This window comes from Micromonospora sp. NPDC005206 (assembly GCF_040608175.1).
GTDB lineage: Bacteria > Actinomycetota > Actinomycetes > Mycobacteriales > Micromonosporaceae > Micromonospora.
On sequence record NZ_JBEXHU010000025.1, the window covers coordinates 1 to 15,208 of the forward strand.

Here is a 15,208-nt window from a genome sequence, read left to right on the forward strand (position 1 = left end):
TTGGCCGTCTCGACGATGAACTGTTCCTCGTCAGGACTGATCTGGCGGGGACGGCCACCCGCCCACTGAGGGTCCAGGCTGGCCATCCCCATCTCGTTGAACCGGTGGATGACCTGCCGGATCGTGTCCTCGTCGGCCTGAACGAGACGGGCGATCGCCGGCACCGTGTTCCCGCCGGCAGACGCGAGCACGACCATCGCCCGACGTAGTCGGATTGGTGAACCGGTTCCCCGGCGGGTGATTCTGAGCAGCTGCTGACCTTCCTGATCACTCAGCCGCCGCACGCGTACAAGATCTGCCACCGCCACAGCCTGACCGCCGCAACGCCGCCAGACCGACAGGCCGGACGGCGTGTCAACCAACACCGTGAACGTTCGTGGTCACGGCACTAGACGTGACGTCCTCAACGAGCACCGGACGGTCTCCGACATGGCTCCGGGTTACCTGATGGGGTTGGCGGGCCGCGCGTCGGTCAGGATGCTCGATGGTGGCGGCTCGTGTAGCCGTCGTCGTAGCTCGGCGGCGCGGTGGGAGTCGGTCATCATGACGGCGGCGGTGGTGGCTGTCAGGATGGTCAGTGCCCACAGCGGTGGCAGTGGGCTGGTCATCGGCGCGAAGATTGCCACGAGCAGGATTCCGGTGGCCCGGATCCAGCGGATCTCGCGCTGGGTGCGCCACCAGAATGCCTGGTTGGCGAGGAGATAGACGAGCACTCCGGCGAAGAGGGTGGCGTGCCCTAGCGGGGTGCGCGCTGGTCCTGACGGGTCGCTGATCACGTCGAGGGTCTTCCGCAGGCCGAAGGCGAGCAGTATCAGTCCGACGATCATGGGCAGGTGCAGGTAGGTGTAGGCGTCGCGGGCCAGCGCGGCCCGCTGGTTGCCGGTGCGGTCTTGCATGACGCGCTCTCCGACGATCGCGTCCGTGTCGAAGTACGCCCACCAGAGTGTGGCCAGTAGGACCATGCTGGTGGCGATGGCGACGATGACCGACCAGGAGATCGCGCGGCCGAAGACGGCCACCCCTGCCGAGATGATCGATTCGCCCAGTGCGACAAGGATGATCAGGGCGTACCGGTCGGTCCAATGCTTGGTCGAACTCACGCGCCAGAACTGCCGGACGACGAGGTAGCCCCCGGCGAGGTCGACGACGATGGCCATCAGCCAGAGGCTTGCCACGAGCTGGTTCAGCCCTTCGGGGGCATGCGGCCGCGAGGATGCCAGCGAGGCGAGCAACAGCAGGATGAGCGCCGCCACGGTCGCAATGCTCGCCCGCAGCAGTTGGGCCTGTGGTAGCCGGTCCGGGCGGACGACCAGCCGAAGCGTGCTCAGGTGCAGCACGCGCAGCACGATATAGCAGAGCACGACGATCATCGGGCCGGGCAATCCGTCGGGTACCACGTCGAACGCCTGTGGGATGGCGATGCCGATCGTCAGGGTCAGGGCGACGACCAGTAGGACGCTCAACCGCACGGGGATGGACTCGCTGCGAAGGACGTTTCCCACCTGGGTGTAAAGGGACCAGGCGACCCAGAGCAGGGTGAGCACCGCCAGGGCCTGGGCGACCCCGACCCCGGTGGGGTGTCGGGTCATCAACACGGTGACCTGGATGAACGTGTAGACGACCACCAGATCGAGGAACAGTTCCTTTGGTGTGACTCCGGTAGCGGCGGCGCGGACCGACGCCTCCGCCGCCTGCCTGTGCAGCACATGATGCCGCTGGCGGAAGACGGTGAGGTCGGCCAGGACCATGCTGGTGAGAACGGCGGCGAGCAGGCCCACCGCGCCTACCGGCGGTAGGCGGACCGCAACCGGAACCAAGGCGGTCACCAGGACGACCCCCAGCAACGGGCTACGACCCAGCAGGCGGATGGTGCGGTGCTCGAGCGCCACCAGACCGAGTAGGTAGAAGAGGACACCTCCGTAGAGGACGAACGTGCTCAGTTGGTCCCACCGGTACGCGGTGGCGGGCTCGACGGAACTGAACGCGCGTTTGAGCCCCAGCGCGATGAGGACGAGACCGACGATCATGACAACGTGCAGGACGCTATACGCGTCCCGGCCCAGTCGTGATCTGGTGGCTGTCGGCTGGTGCTCCAGCGCCTGCTCCGCGGCGAATCCGGCGATGTCGAAGTAGCGCCACCAAAGCACGGCCACGACGACGAGGCCCAGGGCGGAACCTCCGATGACCGACCAGGTGATCGGAGGGTCGCCGATGAGGCCACGGCTGGTGCCGATCGAGATGATTGTCTCGCCAAGCGCGATGAGCATGATCAGCCGGTGCCGCTCGGCCCAGTGCGGCACGGACGCGATCCGCCAGTTGCCCGCGCCGAGCGCGCGCACGCCGATGAAGTCGACGACGGTGGCGGCGAAGAAGAGGGTCAGTCGGACGGTCCCATCGTCGACGTCCGGCGGCAGGTGGAGAGGGAGCAGCGCACCGCACAGCAGCAGGACGGCGCCGCCGGAGAACGGCAACCATGCGCGTAGAAGGGGTCCTCGAGTCCCGCCTGAAATGGTGTACGTCAAACTCATCAGCGCGCCGAACTGGGCCAGCAGGAACGCGACGACGAAGATCAACGGCCCGAACAGGCCACCTGGCCGATCGGCGAAGATCACCGGCGCGGCAATCCCGATCACCAGGATGGTCGCGGCTGCCCCGAAAATGAGTGGCCGCATGAATCCCCGGTCCAACCTGACGACGTTGCCGAGCAACGTGTAAGAGCTCCAGCACCGCCAAAGCAACAGGACCACCAGCACGCCCTGGAACAGGCCCTCGATTCGGAAGTTCTCCGCCATGAGGTCCGTCACGCTCAGGAACGCGTATACGAACACCAGGTCGAGGAACAGCTCCAACCGGGTCACCCCGACGCCCCCGGTGGAGAGCTGAATGCCTCCGAAGAATCGCGCAGCCACATGCAACGCCGACCGACCCCTGGTCACTCCTCACACTGTGCCATCCGGTCCGAGCCGGAGGACGGGTTTCGTCCGCCGGCTGCAGGTGGCCGGGATCGCATCCGCCAGGTACCTGCACAGACGTGACAACGCTCGCCCCCGCAGACGAGCAACATCAGATCCGACTCGGACGGGAACTCCAGCCCTCGCAGGTCAGGTCCAGCTCTCCCACGTGCAGCTGATTCTTCGACCGTCGCCACGCCGGCCGAGGTCGAGCTGCTCCTCGCCGGGCTGCCCCGGCCAGTCCAGGACCTCGTACCCGATGCTGCGCAAGCAGGCCGAGGCGTCCTTCGCCGCACTCCGCGCCGCCTGAGCGACCATCCCCCACGGCGGGGCGCAGGCCCCGTCCGTCGACGTGAACGAGGAGCAATGACCGACGACATCGGGTTCGTGGTCGGACGACGCCCTGCAGGTGATTCTGGAAGACGACTCGGATCGGGTGCCGTTCGGCGGGGCGTCCATCGTGATGTGTCGGGTCGGTCAAGATCCTGCCCGTCTTAGGGCGATGTGCCCCCGCGGTCTGACAAACCGCCCCTGACCCGGGGATCGCTGCCGGGCTGCTCGCGGTCGAGCAGGGCTCCGACTGGAGGGGCCCCGATGATCGAGTCACTGGGCACCTGGCCCTTCAGGCCTACGCCCGCCGGCCCAAGGGCAGGACGACGATACCGTCGTCGTCACTGTGAACCGCGGCGCCGGGATCGAAGGTGCAGTTTCCGAATGCCACCGGCACGTCCCGCTCGCCGGCCCCGGTCTTGGCGCTCTTGCGCGGGTTGGTGCCGAGTGCCTTGATGCCGATCGGAAGGGCGCGCAGGGCAGCGACATCGCGGACGGCGCCGTTGATCACCACACCCGCCCAGCCGTTCTCCGCCGCCATACCGGCGATCACGTCGCCCATCAGAGCCGTGTGTACGGACCCGCCACCATCCACCACCAGCACCCGCCCCTCACCCGGTGCGGAGACGACCGACTTCAGCAGGGCATTGTCCTCAAAGCACCGCACGGTGACTGCCGGTCCGCGGAAGGCGTGGAAGCCGCCGAACTGGCGCAGCTGCGTGTCGCACGAGCCGAGTTCGTCCATGTACCGGTCATAAAGGTCCGCGGTGGGCGTCCGCATGGTTCGTCCTTCTCTCACTTCGGGTATCGGATTCAGGGGCGGTGAACGGGCGTAGGCCGGTGGCGGCGACGGCCGCTGGTGCGGTTCGAGGCTGGCACGGGGGCACCCGTCCGCTCCGGCTGGTTCGGGAAGGTGCCCCCGTGGACGGCAGGAGACGTCACACCCCGTCGATCTTGACGGCGAGCACCGGGCAGCGGGCGCCGAGCAGGATCTCCTGCGCGGTGGAGCCCATGATCAGCTTGCCCACCGGCGTCCGGTGCCGGATCCCGATCACCACCAGCGACACGTCCTCGGACTCGGCCAACTCGACGATCTCCTCGGCCGCGTCACGGCCCCGCACCAACTGCCGGACGCTGTGCCGCACGCCCAGCCCGGTCAGCTCCCGGCGGACACGCTCGAGGTCGTGGTCCTGAGCGAACCGCGGGTCGACGTACGCGTCCCCCGCGCGAGGTGTTGACCACGAGCACCGGCTCATCGCGGAACCGGGCCTGCTCAACCGCCGCGCACAGGACCGCCTCGCCCAACTCCGACGGCACGTACCCCACCAGCACGGTCATCCGGTCACCAACCTTTCACGAAGCGGTCGTACGAGGAACCGGCCGAGCAGCGGCCAGAGCAGCACCACCAGCACGGTGGCGTAGATCAGCCAGGACACCCAGCCACCGAGCAGACCGGAGAGGTCGCCACCGGCGAGCTGCAGCGCCCGCCGGCCCTGAAGTTCCGCCCGGGGGCCGAGGATCACCCCGACGATCAGCGGCAGGATCGGCAGCCCGAAGCGCCGCATCCCGAACCCGATCAGGCCGAGGGTCAGCAACAGGAACAGGTCGAACGGCTGAGCGTTGACCGCGTACGCGCCCATCGAGGCGAAGAAGATGATCCCGGCGTAGAGGTACGGCCGCGGAACCCGCAGCAGCCGGGCCCAAGCGGGCGCGAGCGGCAGATTGAGCACGAGCAACAGCAGGTTGCCGACGAAGAGGCTGGCGATCAGGGTCCAGACCAGGCCGGACTCCCGCTCGAAGAGCAGCGGACCGGGCTGGATGCCGTACTGCTGAAAGGCAGCCAGCATGACCGCGGCCGTGGCATTGGTCGGCAGGCCGATCGCCAGCATGGGCACCAGCGTCCCGGCGGCGGAGGCATTGTTGGCCGCCTCCGGCCCCGCGACACCCTCAATCGCGCCCTTACCGAACTCCTCCGGGTGCTTCGACAGTTTCTTTTCGGTCGCGTATGACAGGAAGGTCGGGATCTCCGCCCCGCCAGCCGGCAGCGCCCCGAACGGGAACCCATACGCGGTGCCGCGCAGCCAGGGCTTCCAGGACCGCTTCCAGTCCTGCCGGCCCATCCAGGGGCGGCCCACCGGGATCACCTCGGCGGCCTTGCGCCGCAGGTGCGCGGCGATCCAGAGCGCCTCGCCGACGGCGAAGATGCCCACCGCGACCACCACCACGTCGATGCCGTCGGCGAGTTGCGGGATACCGAAGGTGAGCCGCTGCTGGCCGGTCTGGTCGATCCCGATCACGCCGATGGCCAGGCCGATCAGCAGCGAGGCGAAGCCGCGCACCCGGGACGCGCCGAGCACCGCGGTCACCGCCACAAACGAGAGCAGCATCAGCGCGAAGTAGTCCGGCGCGCCGAGACTGATCGCGAATGCCACCACCGGCGGGGTGACCACGACCAGCAGCAGGGTGGCGATGGTGCCGGCGACGAAGGAGCCGATCGCGGCGGTGGCCAGCGCCTGCGCGGCCCGACCCGCCTTCGCCATCTTGTTGCCCTCGATCGCGGTCACCACGGAGGACGACTCGCCGGGGGTGTTCAGCAGGATCGACGTGGTCGAGCCGCCGTACATGCCGCCGTAGAAGATGCCGGCGAACATGATGAACGCCTGCGTCGGCTCCATCCCGTAGGTGACCGGCAGCAGCAGCGCGACCGTCATCGCCGGACCGATGCCCGGCAGCACACCGACGGCGGTGCCGATGGTCACGCCGAGCAGCGCGATCAGCAGGTTCATCGGGGTCAGCACATTGGCGAACCCGTCGAGCAGGTGGCCGAAATTGTCCATCAGAGGATTCCTTGCAGGACGCCGGCGGGCAGGTTGACACCCAGCCCGATGGCGAACGTGTAGAAGGTGATCAGCGACAGGGCGACGGCGATCAGCAGGTTGCGGATGTAGTGCCGGTTGCCCAGCGCGAATGCCGAACCCCAGAACAGCAGGGTGCCGCTGATCACCCAGCCGAGCCGGTCGATCAGCACCGCGTTGACCAGGAAGGCACCGATCAGCAGGAGGACCGTCCGCCAGTCGATCGGGCTGCTCAGGTCGACGTCCTCGCCGGCCTCCGGCTCACCCGCGCCGCCGCGGGCCACGTCCACCGCGTAGATCGCGGCGACCACCAGCAGCAGTGCGCCGAGCAGGATCGGCACCGGCTTCGGCCCGATCGGGTCGGCGCTGCTGATCGCGTGCCCGATCCGGATCGCGTCGACGATGACCAGTGCGCCGACCACGGCGAGGACCGCACAGACGCCGTACTGCGCCCGGTCCGGCTTCGCCGTCCGCGCCGCGCCGTGGAGGGCGTCCGCAACCGGCGGCCGGTCGTCGGCCGCTGACGGCCGCGCCACCGCAGGCAGGTCCGGCGTACGCTCTGCGGTCGTCTCGGCTTCCCTTGCGGGAGACACCGGATCGGCAGCCTCCGCGGTCGGCTGCGTCGGGATCGGCGGTACGACGGAAGCGCTCGCCTCCGGCGCCGCCGGGCGGGGCGGCGGGTCGCCGCCCCGGTCCGGTCGGGTCGTCATGCCGGTCACGCCAGCCCGAGCTGCTTGAGCAGGTCGGCCACGGACGTGTCCTGCTCGGTGAGGAAGGTGGCGAAGGCGTCACCGGTCACGAAGGCGTCGCTCCAGCCCCGCTTGGCCAGCTCGGCCTTCCACTCCTCGGACTCGTGCATCTTCGTCAACGCGTCGATCCAGACCTTCTTGTCGCCGTCACTGATGCCGGGCGGGGCGACGATGCCGCGCCAGTTCGTGAAGACCAGGTCGATTCCGGAGGCCTTGAGGGTCGGCACCTCCTTGAGCGCCGCGATCGGCTGCTCGCTGGTCACCGCGAGGACGCGGAGCTGGCCCGCCTCGACCTGGTCGAGGAACTCGCCGAAGCCGCTGGCGCCGAAGGCCACCTTGCCACCGAGCACCGCCGGCAGCAGTTCACCGCCGCCGTCGTACGAGACGAAGTTGACCTGGCGCGGGTCGATGCCGACCGTCTTGGCGAGCTGCATGGGCAGCAGGTGGTCCGGGCCGCCCGGCGAGGAACCGCCGCCGACGGCAATCTTCTTCGGGTCCTTCTTCCAGGCGGCGACCAGATCGCCGATCGTCTTGTACGGCGAATCCTTCGGCACCACGATGGCACCGGCTTCCTCGATCATCTTGGCCAGGGGGGTCGTCTGGGTGAGCGTCGCGGACGACTTGGAGGTGTAGGAGGCACCGACCACGCCCAACCCCATCTGCATGGCGAGCTTGCCGTTGCCCTTCTCATTCACCATCCGCTGGAGGCCAACGGTGCCGCCCGCACCGGGCAGGTTGAACACCTGCACGCCGGTGGCGATCTTCGCGTCCTCCATCACCTTGGCGGCGGTACGGGCTGTGGTGTCGTACCCGCCACCGGGGGTGTTCGGCACCATGATCCGCAGGCCGGCGACCGGCTTTCCGTCATCGCCGGACCCGCCCTCGTTCTGTCCGGCGGTGGCGCCGCAGGCGCCCATCGCCAGCGCCGTCGCGGCGGCGACCCCCATGACCAGCACGTTTCTCCGAGTTGCCATTATGTTTCTCTTTCGTTTCGAAGGAGTCCGGCGGCAAGATGATGGCCTCCGGGCGGACTCCGTGTCTGCCTTCTGTCACCAGCGGAAATTGAGGTCTTTGTGGTCGCGATTACTTCCCGCCGCCGCTCCCTGGCCGGGCAGTTGCTGGTCCTCCAGCTCGCGATCATCGTCGTGGTGCTGCTGGCCGTGGCCGCCGTGTCCCTGGCTCAGTCGGCGGCGACCTTCAACCGGGTGGAGGGCCGCCGCGTCGCCGCCCTCGGCGAGCAGCTCGCCGGCAACCGGCTGCTGCGCGACCGCCTCACCCAGCCGGCGCCGGCGGAGACGATCGCGCCGCTGGTGCAGAACGTGCGGACCGAGGCCGCCGTGACCACGGTCAGCGTCGCCGACGCTCGCGGCCGGGTGGTCAGCTCCACCAACCCCACCCTGGTGGGCGCCGCGGTAGTGCTAGGCGATCCCCGAGTAACCGACGGCCGTAGCTGGTTCGGCGAGCTGGAGGTCGACGGATCGCGGGAACTGGTGGCCCAGGTTCCGGTGCTCGGCGACCGCAAGGAAAACCTCGGCCGCTACCTGGGTGCCGTGGTGATCGGTGAGGCCTCACCGACTTGGTCAGAGCGAATGGTCGGCGCCTCCTCCTACCTCTTCACCTATCTCGGCATCGCCAGCGCTCTCGGGGTGGTCGGGTCCTGGCTGCTGGCCCGGCGGATCAAGCGGCAGACCCTGGGCCTGGAGCCGCGAGAGATCGCCGGGCTGGCGGAGCACCGAGAGGCGCTGCTGCACGGCATCGCCGAGGGCGTCATCGCGCTGGACCCGCAACTGCGGATCACCCTGGTGAACGCCGTCGGGCGGCGGCTGCTCGACCTGCCCGAGCACTGCCTCGGGCGCAGCCTCGCCGACCTGCGCATCTCCGGCCGGCTGCGGGACGTGCTGGCCGGCACCAGCGACGGTCCGGAGGCCCGCGACGAGGTCGTCGTCCGCGCCGGCCGGGTGCTGGTGATGAACCGGATGACGGTCAACAAGGACGGTCGCCGGCTCGGTTCGGTGACCACGCTGCGGGACCGCACCGAGCTGGCCCGGTTGGAACGGGAGATCGGGTCATTCCGCAGCACCGCGGAGCTGCTCCGCGCGCAGACCCACGAGTTCGCCAATCAGCTGCACACCATCTCCGGGCTGATCCAGATCGGCGAACACGACGAGGTGGTCCGGTACGTGGACGCGCTGAGCCGGCACCGGGCGTCGCTCGACCTGACCGTGACCAGCCGGATCCACGACACCGCGGTCGCCGCGCTGCTGATGGCGAAATCCGCGGTGGCCGCCGAGCGTCGGGTGGAGCTGCGGGTCTCCGAACGGACCAGCCTGGAGCGGATGGAGCCGGAGATCACCGCGGACGTCGCCACGGTGCTGGGCAACCTGGTCGACAACGCCGTGGATGCCGTCGCCGCCGGCAGGGACGCCGGCCCGGCCGGCGGCGGCACCGGTGCGGCGGACGGACCGGCCTGGGTGGAGGTTGAGCTGCGCCAGGACGCCTCGTCCGTGGAGATCATCGTCCGGGACTCGGGGCCGGGGATCGCCCCGGAGCTGGCCCAGGAGGTCTTCACCCAAGGCTTCACCACGAAGGCGGCGCAGGGCGGCGAGCGCGGTATCGGGCTGGCGCTCACTCGGCTGGTCTGCAACCGGCGCGGCGGGGAAATCGCGGTGACGAACACCGAGGAGGGCGCGATGTTCACCGCCCGGATGTCGGTAGCCACCATGCTGGAGGGAGTTCGTTGATCGACGTCCTGGTCGTCGACGATGACTTCATGGTCGCCCGAATCCACCGGGGGTTCGTCGAGCGGATGGACGGGTTCCGGGTGGTCGGTACCGCGGGCACCGGCGAGCAGGCCGTCGCCGCGGTCGACGAGTTCCGGCCCGACCTGGTGCTGCTCGACCTTTACCTGCCGGACATGTTCGGCCTCGACGTGGTGACCCGGCTGCGCGCCGCACGGCACGACTGCGACATCCTGGTGATCAGCGCCGCCCGGGAGGCCGAGGCGGTCCGCCGGGCGGTCCGCTACGGCGCGGTCAACTACCTGCTCAAGCCCTTCGGGTTCGACGAGCTGCGCACCCGGCTGGAGCAGTACGCCGCACGGCGAAACTCGCTGCGTGCGGCCGTGGTAAGCGACCAGGCCGACGTGGACCGGGTGCTGTCCCGCAGCAGCTCGCACGTCACCTCCGCCCTGCCCCGGGGTCTCAGCATCGAGACCGCGGAGCTGGTGGAACGCGCACTTCGGGAGAACTCCGGCACCCTCTCGGCAGCAGAATGCGCGAACCGGGTGGGAGTCTCCCGAGTCAGCGCCCGTCGCTACCTGGAGCACTTCTCGGGTACCGGGCGGGCGGCGGTGACGCTGCGCTACGGCGCGGCCGGCCGGCCGGAACGCCGCTACAGCTGGGTCGGCTGACGGCCGCTGCGGGCGGCCTGTCGCCTGGTGAGTGCCGGCCGAATCGGGCGGCGTCGGCCAGCAGCGCGGGGTGAACGGCTGCACCCAACGGTAGACAGAGACGTGGTCGACCTCGACGCCGCGCAGTGGTGGTGGTGGTTGCTGCCGGCCCTGCGCCTGATGCCGAGGCCGGTTCGCTGGCACAAAGTACGGAGCATGGAAGCCATGCGCGCGCTGAAACGGCGACTGTCCAACGTCATCTACGCCCGCATGGTCGCCGACCAGAAACGCAGGCAGGCGGCGGATCCGGGAGGGCACTCGGGGACACCGCGACCGACCATCTCGGGGTAGAGGTGTTCAGTGGCGCGTTGGTCACCGCCGCCGCCGCCGGCCGGCTCACCCAGGCCGGGCTGATCACCGTGACTGCGAACGACATCTCCTGCTGCTACGCCCGCCAGAATTTCGCCACCGGCCAGAGCCATTCTCGTATCCTTGGCGATGGCTGGGTGCTCGGGAGCGGTGGGACCGTTCCGGCCGATGGCGGACGCGGTGCTGTGACCGTGGACATGCGCTCACGTCTGACGGGCGGACGCGCCGGTGCTTCTTGGCTCGCCGCCAACGGCCTCGTCTCGACCAGTGGATCTGGTGCGTGGAGTCAGCGCCGCCCTGCTGCCTCCTTACCTCTACGCTGGCGGTATGAGGGAACCCAGCGCGGACCCGACTTACGCCACGCCTGACAACTTTCCGGTATCGGCCGTGCTGCCTGAACTGCTGCGGAGTGTGCGCGAGGGGCAGGTCGTCTACCTGAGTGAGCTGGACGTGTCGGTGTCCGCCGTCGTTCCACTGGAGGTGGCGAGGACGGGGCTGGTGGCCCTGGGATGGCCTGACGAGGGGACCCGGTGACTGCCCTGTCTGGTAGGTGCTGATGAACCGGCATGCGCCGGCGCCGGTCGAGGCGATCCCTGAGGCGATCCGGGCGGACGTGGAGACGTTGTGGCGCTACCACGACATGCACCACGAGTTGCGTCCGTGCGACGTGGGGATCGGGCTGGGCAGCCACGACCTCGGCGTCGCGGTGATCGCGACGCGCCTGTTTCATGCGGGCCTGTTCCCGTGGATCGTGTTCACCGGTGCGAACGCGCCGACGACCATCGAGCGATTCCCGCGCGGAGAAGCGGTGCACTACAGCGAGTACGCCATCGAGCAGGGCGTGCCGGCGGAGTCGATTCTCGTGGAGCCGCGGGCGACGAACACCGCCGAGAACCTGGAGCACTCGCGTCAGCTGCTGGGTGAACGGCGTATCTCGGTGCAGTCGGTGCTGATCATGTCGCGGCCTTACCAGCAGCGACGGGCCTACGCCACCTGCAAGCTGATCTGGCCGGAGGTCGATGTGGTGTGCGCGTCGAATCCTCTGGAACTTGATGACTACGTGCGCGGCATCGGCGACCCTCGGCGGGTGGTGAACATGCTGGTCGGTGATACGCAGAGGATTGAGGTGTACGCGGAGCGTGGATTCGCGATTCCGCAGGAGATGCTGGACGAGGTGCAGGCGGCCTTTGGTCGCCTGGTGGCGGCCGGCTATACGACCCGGCTGATCTGAGCCCCAGCTACCAGCGAGGTCCTTGCGACCGGACGCCCATCCGTTCGCTGAGTTGGACAGCCAGTCGGGGTGGCCGGGGGCGGGTGAGGACGTCCCGGACGAGGTCGCGAGAGAGCTGGTGGTAGCGCACCTGGTCGGGCCCTATGACCTCCGCGTTCAGGAGGGCGGCGAGGGCCTCCTCCCCATTCGCGGTGAGCGGATCATGTAGCCCAAGCGGGGGCGGATGCAAGGGCGCGAGAACGCTTGGCTGCGCAGCCATTGGCGCAGCCAAGCCGGCCGACAAGCATGCGTGATGACCGACGGCTCTTTGCAAGGCAGGGGCGGTCCAGGGTGATTGCGTAGTCGGTCGGCGGGTGCCCTGAGCTGGGGAATCCATGGGATGAGTGGCCTCTGTGGAGGCAGGAAGAGCGGGTGAGGTCGCGTCGGTGATCATGGAGTTCTCTACGCTTCACGACCCCGAGGATCTCACCCGCCGATGTCATCATGCCCGATCCCCGCACTGTCCGGCCTCGCCGGCAGCCCTGACACCCCACCACGGTTGGTCACTGAGAGTGAGACAACGGGACTGCTTCACGCCTCGGCGGCGGTCCCGGATCCTCGAGATCCACGTGGAGTGCGTTACCCGCTGTCGGGCCTGCTCGCGGTCGCGGTGTGCGCCGTCCTGGCGGGCGCGTCGTCGTTCGCCGCGATCACCGACTGGCTGCATGATCTGGACGAGCAGGCCCGCGACCGGCCTGGCTTCAGTCGTCAGGTGCCCGCGGGTACGACCGTATGGCGGTTGCTGACCCGCCTCGACGATCAGCTGCTATCCACCGTCCTCGCGGGCTGGCTGAAGGTCCGCGCCCGGCCGGTCACACCCCTGCCATGCAGGTATCGGACGGTGATCGCCGTGGACGGCAAGACCCTACGTGGTGCCCGCCGCCGCAACGGCGGCCAGGTTCACCTGCTCTCCGCTCTGGACACCAGCACCGGCATCGTCCTGGCCCAGGTCACCATCACCGCGAAGAGCAACGAAATCCCCGCGTTCAAGCCGCTGCTCGACGCGGTCGAGACCGTGCTGGGCAGCCTGACCGGCCTGCTGTTCATCGCCGAAGCCCTGCACACCCAGACCGCCCACGCCGACGAGATCGCCGCCCGCGACGCCCACCTGATGATCCCGACCAAAGGCAACCAAACCACCCTGTTCAAGCAGCTCAAGCACCTGCCCTGGCCAGACGTCCCGACCGCCGCCGCGACACCGGCCACGGCCGCCACGAGACCCGCACCGTCAAAGCCATCACCGTCGCCACCCCCGGCGGAATCAGGTTTCCCCACGCCCAGCAGGCCGTCCGGATCACCCGCACCCGCACCACCAGCAACGGCAAGACCAGCCGCGAAACCGCCTACTACACGGTGTCCCTACCCGCCGACCAGGCCCAACCCGCCGACCTGCAGCACTGGACCCGCCTCGAATGGCACCTCGAAAACCTGGTCCACCACGTCCGCGACGTCACTTTCCGTGAAGATCTCCACCAGGCCCGAACCGGCACCGGACCTGCCGTCCTCGCCACCCTGCGTAACACCTCGATCGGCTACCACCGCACCAACGGCCGACACCAACATCGCCCGCGCCAACCGCCGCCCACACGACCTCATCACCGCGGTGACCAGCGATTACCCGACAACGCAATGACCCTGCGATTGGGCCAGGCTCAATCGCCAACTCGACCGTGTGCTCGGCGGGGTGGCGACGGTCCGAATAGACCGTACCGGCGGTACCCGGCGGGGCCGGAACAGCGGTACGCCGCGCCCCGCGAAGCTCGGGGCGCGGCGGATCCGCGGCAGTTACTTGGTCGTTGGGATCAACTGACCAACCAGTCCGTGCTGCTCGTCGTCCGGCCCGGCACTGAACCACAGAGTCTCTTCACCACCGGTGGTTTCGGTGCCCGGCAGGAGCGCCCACAGACCGTCGATGGCGATCGTCTTGCCGTCCTCGTCCCGCAGTTGGCCCTCGAATTCCTTGCCGTCGAACACGTTGATCCGGCCGTCGCCAAAGTTGCCGACCAGCAAGTCGCCGGTGAACTCGCCGAAGCCTTCCGACGCGATGGCGAGACCCCACGGTGCGTTCAGCGTGCCCTCGCTGGCGATCCGCCGAACCTCCGTCCCGAAGTCGGTGAACAGGTTGACGAAACCGAGACCGGGGCCTTTCACGTCGTCCTCAGCGTCCGCATCCTGCTTTGCATAGGTGACGTAGACCCGTTCGCCTACCGCCAGCACGTTGAACGGCGCGAACCCGTCGGGGATGTTCGTGTCCCGGAAGAGGGAGTCCGGCAGGTCCGCCTTGTCGAAGTTTTCGTCGAACACATCGATGCGTGCGTTGTGGAAGTCGGCGGCGAGCAGGAAACTGCCGACGTCGGTCTTCAGTAGGGTCACACCCTTGTAGATCGCACGGTTCGTGTGCGCCACCACGACCGCCGTGGTTTCCGCGTTCGGGTTCCAAGCGGTGATGTCACCGCCCTCGCTGACGAAGATGAAGCGTGCCGGTTCGTCACCGCCCGGCCCGGGCACCTCGAAGCCGTCGGTGTCGTTAAACACCGCCCCGGTCGGCGCGCCGCCGGGGATGTCAACGGTGAGGTCGACCTTCTCGACCGGGGCCCCGTCGACTCCGCCACGATAGACGGTGGCGGTGTTCGTGCCGTTGTTGGCCACCCACAGCGGTGTCGTCGGCCCCAGGGCCAGCCCCCACGAGTTGACAGCGTCCGGGTCGACGACCGCGGGATCTCGTTCTTCCTGATCGGAGACCTGGTTGATCACTTTGAACCGCGGGTCGCCCGCGTGGTGTCCGCCGCGGTCCTCGCTCCCCGCACGGTCGTGACCGCCCCCATCTCCCATTGCCGCCGTGGCAGTGACCGCCACCGCTGCGCTTACCACAGCCGCGACGGTCCACAGCCGCCCATGCCTTCTGATCACCTGACGCTCCTTCCATAGGCAAGTTTCCAAGCCTGGTCCGGTGGCAAACCCGACGGGTCGCCATATTGGGGATACAGACGCTCTAGGCACCGCTGGCCTCCGGAAACGGATGACACGCAGCCATTTCCCTCATTGGGGCGCCAACTAGTGCCTAGTACATGAAACATTCCCACAACGTCGGCAGCGGTCGGTCGCTTTTGCGATGTTGGGCCCGTTTTGTACCCGGACGGGTGTGACCCTGGGCACCGACTCGACGCCGCCGTCGGCGTGGTCCGTGACCGGTTCGACTCGTCCGCGCTGGGCTGGCACGGCGAGCCGCTGCTGGGCCGGCCGCCGGCTGCGGGTGCCTGCACGCAGCGGGCAGATCCTGCCGTACGGAATCAGGG

13 protein-coding genes and 2 pseudogenes are annotated in these 15,208 nt (G+C 68.6%); 7 read left to right on the top strand and 8 right to left on the bottom strand.

All coding sequences use genetic code 11. The annotated features are described in order from the left end of the window. The 7 genes from ABZU69_RS30760 to ABZU69_RS30790 form a co-directional block, all read right to left on the bottom strand. Positions 1-308, bottom strand: a 308-nt coding sequence (locus tag ABZU69_RS30760; protein ID WP_354967813.1) for a helix-turn-helix domain-containing protein, incomplete at its 3' end; no start/stop codon positions are given. Positions 309-440: 132 nt separating this feature from the next. Continuing rightward, positions 441-2,936, bottom strand: coding sequence for a low temperature requirement protein A (locus ABZU69_RS30765; protein ID WP_354967814.1), 2,496 nt, complete (start codon positions 2,934-2,936; stop codon positions 441-443). A gap of 643 nt (positions 2,937-3,579) precedes the next feature. After that, positions 3,580-4,062, bottom strand: coding sequence for a ribonuclease E activity regulator RraA (rraA, locus tag ABZU69_RS30770; RefSeq protein WP_354967815.1), 483 nt, complete (start codon positions 4,060-4,062; stop codon positions 3,580-3,582). 157 nt (positions 4,063-4,219) lie between these two features. After that, on the bottom strand, positions 4,220-4,537 hold the full coding sequence (locus ABZU69_RS30775; RefSeq protein WP_354967816.1) for a universal stress protein: 318 nt from the start codon (positions 4,535-4,537) through the stop codon (positions 4,220-4,222). Positions 4,538-4,615: 78 nt separating this feature from the next. Continuing rightward, positions 4,616-6,118: a tripartite tricarboxylate transporter permease gene (locus ABZU69_RS30780; protein ID WP_354967817.1), complete on the bottom strand. Its 1,503-nt coding sequence runs from the start codon at positions 6,116-6,118 to the stop codon at positions 4,616-4,618. After that, complete coding sequence (locus ABZU69_RS30785) at positions 6,118-6,846, bottom strand: tripartite tricarboxylate transporter TctB family protein (RefSeq protein WP_354967818.1); 729 nt, start codon at positions 6,844-6,846, stop codon at positions 6,118-6,120. Before ABZU69_RS30785 ends, ABZU69_RS30780 begins: the two co-directional genes overlap by 1 nt. Before the next feature lie 5 nt (positions 6,847-6,851). After that, a complete protein-coding gene (locus ABZU69_RS30790) occupies positions 6,852-7,859 on the bottom strand; it encodes a tripartite tricarboxylate transporter substrate binding protein (protein ID WP_354967819.1) in 1,008 nt (335 codons plus the stop codon). Between the two features lie 99 nt (positions 7,860-7,958). Here ABZU69_RS30790 and ABZU69_RS30795 point away from each other — a divergent pair, with 99 nt between their 5' ends. The 7 genes and pseudogenes from ABZU69_RS30795 to ABZU69_RS30825 form a co-directional block, all read left to right on the top strand. Beyond that, positions 7,959-9,626 (top strand): ATP-binding protein, encoded by a 1,668-nt coding sequence (locus ABZU69_RS30795; RefSeq protein ID WP_354967820.1) that lies wholly within the window; start codon positions 7,959-7,961, stop codon positions 9,624-9,626. Beyond that, positions 9,623-10,294: a response regulator gene (locus ABZU69_RS30800; RefSeq protein ID WP_354967821.1), complete on the top strand. Its 672-nt coding sequence runs from the start codon at positions 9,623-9,625 to the stop codon at positions 10,292-10,294. Before ABZU69_RS30795 ends, ABZU69_RS30800 begins: the two co-directional genes overlap by 4 nt. A 102-nt stretch (positions 10,295-10,396) precedes the next feature. Next, positions 10,397-10,624, top strand: coding sequence for a hypothetical protein (locus tag ABZU69_RS30805; RefSeq protein WP_354967822.1), 228 nt, complete (start codon positions 10,397-10,399; stop codon positions 10,622-10,624). Between the two features lie 345 nt (positions 10,625-10,969). Continuing rightward, positions 10,970-11,176 carry a hypothetical protein gene (locus ABZU69_RS30810; RefSeq protein WP_354967823.1) on the top strand — a complete coding sequence of 69 codons (207 nt, stop codon included), beginning with the start codon at positions 10,970-10,972 and terminating at the stop codon, positions 11,174-11,176. 16 nt (positions 11,177-11,192) lie between these two features. After that, positions 11,193-11,873 carry a YdcF family protein gene (locus tag ABZU69_RS30815; RefSeq protein WP_354967824.1) on the top strand — a complete coding sequence of 227 codons (681 nt, stop codon included), beginning with the start codon at positions 11,193-11,195 and terminating at the stop codon, positions 11,871-11,873. Between the two features lie 475 nt (positions 11,874-12,348). Further along, a pseudogene (locus tag ABZU69_RS30820) lies at positions 12,349-13,014 on the top strand (ISAs1 family transposase); the annotation flags it as partial. 134 nt (positions 13,015-13,148) lie between these two features. Then, positions 13,149-13,379, top strand: a pseudogene (locus ABZU69_RS30825) (ISAs1 family transposase); the annotation flags it as partial. A 318-nt stretch (positions 13,380-13,697) separates the two neighbouring features. Here ABZU69_RS30825 and ABZU69_RS30830 read toward each other — a convergent pair. Next, entirely contained in the window at positions 13,698-14,822 is a 1,125-nt protein-coding gene (locus tag ABZU69_RS30830) for a TIGR03118 family protein (RefSeq protein ID WP_354967825.1), read from the bottom strand. Between the last annotated feature and the right edge of the window lie 386 nt (positions 14,823-15,208).